The organism is Limnospira sp., assembly GCF_051859755.1.
GTDB lineage: Bacteria > Cyanobacteriota > Cyanobacteriia > Cyanobacteriales > Microcoleaceae > Limnospira > Limnospira fusiformis.
Genome location: NZ_JBIMLI010000246.1, coordinates 1 through 3,684 on the forward strand (window position 1 = coordinate 1; position 3,684 = coordinate 3,684).

General features: G+C 47.6%; 2 protein-coding genes and 1 tRNA gene. 2 read left to right on the forward strand and 1 reads right to left on the reverse strand.

Annotation, left to right across the window (positions count from 1 at the left end; genetic code table 11):
* Positions 1 to 138 precede the first annotated feature (138 nt).
* Complete coding sequence (locus ACTIE0_RS23335; protein WP_006621783.1) at positions 139 to 756, reverse strand: hypothetical protein; 618 nt, start codon at positions 754 to 756, stop codon at positions 139 to 141.
* 511 nt (positions 757 to 1,267) lie between these two features.
* Here ACTIE0_RS23335 and pyk point away from each other — a divergent pair.
* Together pyk and ACTIE0_RS23345 are read left to right on the forward strand one after the other, a co-directional pair.
* Positions 1,268 to 3,046, forward strand: coding sequence for a pyruvate kinase (gene pyk / locus ACTIE0_RS23340; RefSeq protein WP_006668003.1), 1,779 nt, complete (start codon positions 1,268 to 1,270; stop codon positions 3,044 to 3,046).
* A 60-nt stretch (positions 3,047 to 3,106) separates the two neighbouring features.
* Positions 3,107 to 3,178, forward strand: a tRNA-Thr gene (locus tag ACTIE0_RS23345).
* Positions 3,179 to 3,684: the final 506 nt, after the last annotated feature.

Consider the following 3,684-nt stretch of genomic DNA (forward strand, 5'->3'; position numbering starts at 1 on the left):
GTGAAACCCAACATCATTTACAGATGCTGGCGTTGGGTTTCGTACCTCCACCCAACCTACTCAAATTGGGCGATCGCCTTTCTCATTTTATCCTACTCATTAAAAGCATCGTGTTGGGTTTTACCTACTGTATAGTTGCTAATCTATCCTCATCGTAGACATGATCAGGTTCATCACCTGTAAATCAATCACATCTATTCTTTCCCCATAATCACCCGCCGCAATACTAATGATATATCGTCCATTAGGATGGATTAGCCGCGCATACCGATAACGCTCAGGATAACTCGTTTGCACTGTATAAATTACCGCATCCTGTCCCGCAATAGTCCCAAAATTAGACTCTAAAATCTGGCTGTAACCGCCTCCAGCCGCATCGCGTAAAATATCACGAACATTACTGATATTGCTAGGACGTGGTTCAATCGTAACTCTCACGTCGGAAACTTGGTGTCCATAGCCTCTCATTCCTTCCCTTCTTGCACATTCCAAAAACTCGACATCAGTAGGGTTACGAACCGCAATAGATAACTGTTGTCTATGTCCCGTCTCACTTCGTAGTTCCGTGTAATAATTAGCCGGAATATCAAAGCGCAAACCATATTCACGGTTAATAATTTGGCGGCGACGTTGGGAGGGTCGTTCTTGGTTATCATTAGAACAGGGTGATGGACGCTGCGACTGCGCCGGAGTCGCTAACAAGACGTAGCTACTCATTAACCAGATTACTGCATAAATGCCTAAATTGAGCTTCATTGTCTCGAATTTTACCAATCATTAAGTTTCCGGGGCTAATCTTCTTTGTCCGTTCGGTGAAACTACGGTGAAACCGATTTTTTCCGTCAGAGATGGTGGTGTTCTGTTTCACAGGGACAAACATACTACAATTGTACTTGGAGAGATGCCCAAAACAAGATTTATCTCTGGGTGAGGCCCCTACAGTAACTCACGGGTTCCCCATAGTTAAGGGTTGAATCCCGGTCAGAAAGCACCACTAGAGGCGCGAAACGGTCATTTTTATCAATAGACACCACAGGGGGAGAAGGGAGGTTCGCGCGGGCAAATAACGAGCCTAGAGCAGGCGCTACCTAGACCTAGCCTGTCCGGCGCTAGGACCGATTCATATACTCTCGCAGTCAGATTCTAGGGGGGTTTTGCGATAAATATGTCACGATCATGGTTAAATTTTCTTAAAAGTTATTCTAGCCGCACACCTATTTTGTGCGCCAAACTAACAACTATCAACGCCTGGGACTGAGTTAACGTTATGCGATCGCCAAACTTAATACATAGAACCAAAATTGTGGCCACCATTGGACCTGCGACCCAAAAACCTGATGTACTCAAGGCGTTGATTGAAGCGGGAGCCACGACTTTGCGCTTGAATTTTTCCCACGGTAGCCATGAAGACCACCAGCGCAGCATTCGTTTGATTCGTCAGGTATCCTTTGAATTGAATAAGCCTGTAGGTATTCTTCAGGATTTACAAGGACCCAAGATTCGCTTAGGAAAATTCGAGCAGGGGTCGATCAGATTGAACCGAGATGATCATTTTATCCTCACCAGCCGTCACCTTCCTGGAACTCATGAGATCTCCTCTGTTACCTACGAACCTCTCGCTGATGAGGTCCCCGATGGCGCGACGATCCTTTTGGATGATGGTAAGGTGGAGATGCTGGTGGAAAAAGTAGACCGAGACAAGGGAGATCTACACTGTCGGGTAGTCGTCGGTGGTGTCCTCTCCAATAGTAAAGGGGTTAATTTTCCGGGGGTCTATCTCTCCATTAAAGCTATGACGGACAAAGACCGGCGCGATTTGATGTTTGGCTTAGATCAGGGGGTCGATTGGGTGGCTCTCAGTTTTGTCCGCAATCCCCAGGATGTCTTGGAAATTAAAGAATTGATTGCTAGTGCGGGTAAGGATGTTCCCGTGATCGCCAAAATAGAAAAACATGAGGCGATCGAACAAATGGAGGAGATTTTAGCTCTGTGTAATGGTGTGATGGTGGCGCGGGGTGATTTGGGGGTGGAGTTACCTGCTGAAGATGTGCCACTTTTGCAAAAACGCTTGATTGTGACGGCTAACCGCATGGGAATTCCGGTGATTACTGCTACTCAGATGCTTGATAGTATGGTGAGCAATCCTCGTCCGACTAGGGCGGAAATTTCTGATGTGGCTAATGCTATTCTTGATGGTACTGATGCGGTGATGCTGTCTAATGAAACGGCTGTGGGTCAGTTTCCGGTGGAAGCGGTGGCGACTATGGCTAGAATTGCTAACAGGATTGAACGAGATGGGATTACTCGTAATGTTCTCAAGGTGGAGGATACGGGGCGATCTATTCCTAATGCGATTAGTCAGGCTGTTAGTCAAATTGCGATTCAGTTAGATGCGGCGGCGATTATGACTTTGACTAAAACTGGCGCTACGGCTCGCAATGTCTCGAAGTTTCGACCCCAAACTCCGATTTTGGCGATTACTCCCCATGTGGAGGTGGCGCGTCAGTTGAGTTTGGTTTGGGGGGTTAAACCGCTTTTGGTTTTGGATTTACCTTCTACGGATCAGACTTTCCAATCGGCGGTTAATGTGGCGCGGGAAAATGATTTTGTCGCTGATGGGGATTTGGTGGTGACTACTGCTGGGACTTTGCAGGGGGTCGCGGGTTCTACGGATTTGGTTAAGGTGGAAGTGGTGACGGCGGTCCTCGGTAAGGGAACTGCTATCGGTCAGGGAACTTTTACTGGTCGCGCTCGTGTGGTTAACCAGCCTTCTCAGGTGGGTGATTTTAACCCTGGAGAAATTTTGGTGGTTTCCCAAACTAATGCGGATTTTGTGGAGGTTATGCGTAAGGCGGCTGGTGTGGTGACGGAAGCTGATAGTTTGACTAGCCATGCGGCGGTTATTGGTTTGCGCCTCGGGGTTCCGGTGATTGTTGGGGTGAAAAATGCTACCCAGGTGATTCGTGATGGGGTGATTCTTACTTTGGATATGCAGCGGGGTGTGGTTTACTCGGGCGCAACTGCCTCGACTCCTGATCCTGTATAATCAGCGTTGACAAGTTTTTGGCTGGCGATCGCTCAATTATATGTTATAATGGGCGACTGTGCCGATGTAGCTCAGTGGTAGAGCACTCGATTCGTAATCGAGCGGTCGCGGGTTCAAATCCCGCCATCGGCTTTTGAAGCAATCTCTTATCCTGACTGCGATTATCGGAATTCACTTAACCCGATAGTCGCACCGCACCGTTACATTCAAAATGCACTCCATTCAGTCTTAGCACACGGGACAATTGGTGCATATCCCTTAGCAGCAAATCTTAATTATTGACGGGTTAATCAATAAGCACAACTTAATCAATCTGTCAAATATCCATATCACCCCCATAACCGGACGCTGATAGGGTAGTTCCCTTGTGATACCCGTCAATGGCAAGCCTATCGGTTCGTACCTCACCCTTGACCGCTATCACATCGGTCACTTCCCCAATAGTGCTTATTCCGGTTATGGGGGGAGGGTATGTTTCAAAGCCAACACGATAGCCGTAGGTAGCCGTAGGGGGGAACCCGCTAAGTAATCAATGTACAAAGATATCAGACCGCCTTTCCGTGGACTAGACCTATAGGTAAACCTATGAGCGATCGCCTATCCGGTTATCTATGGGTCTGATTCATAATCCTCGGTGA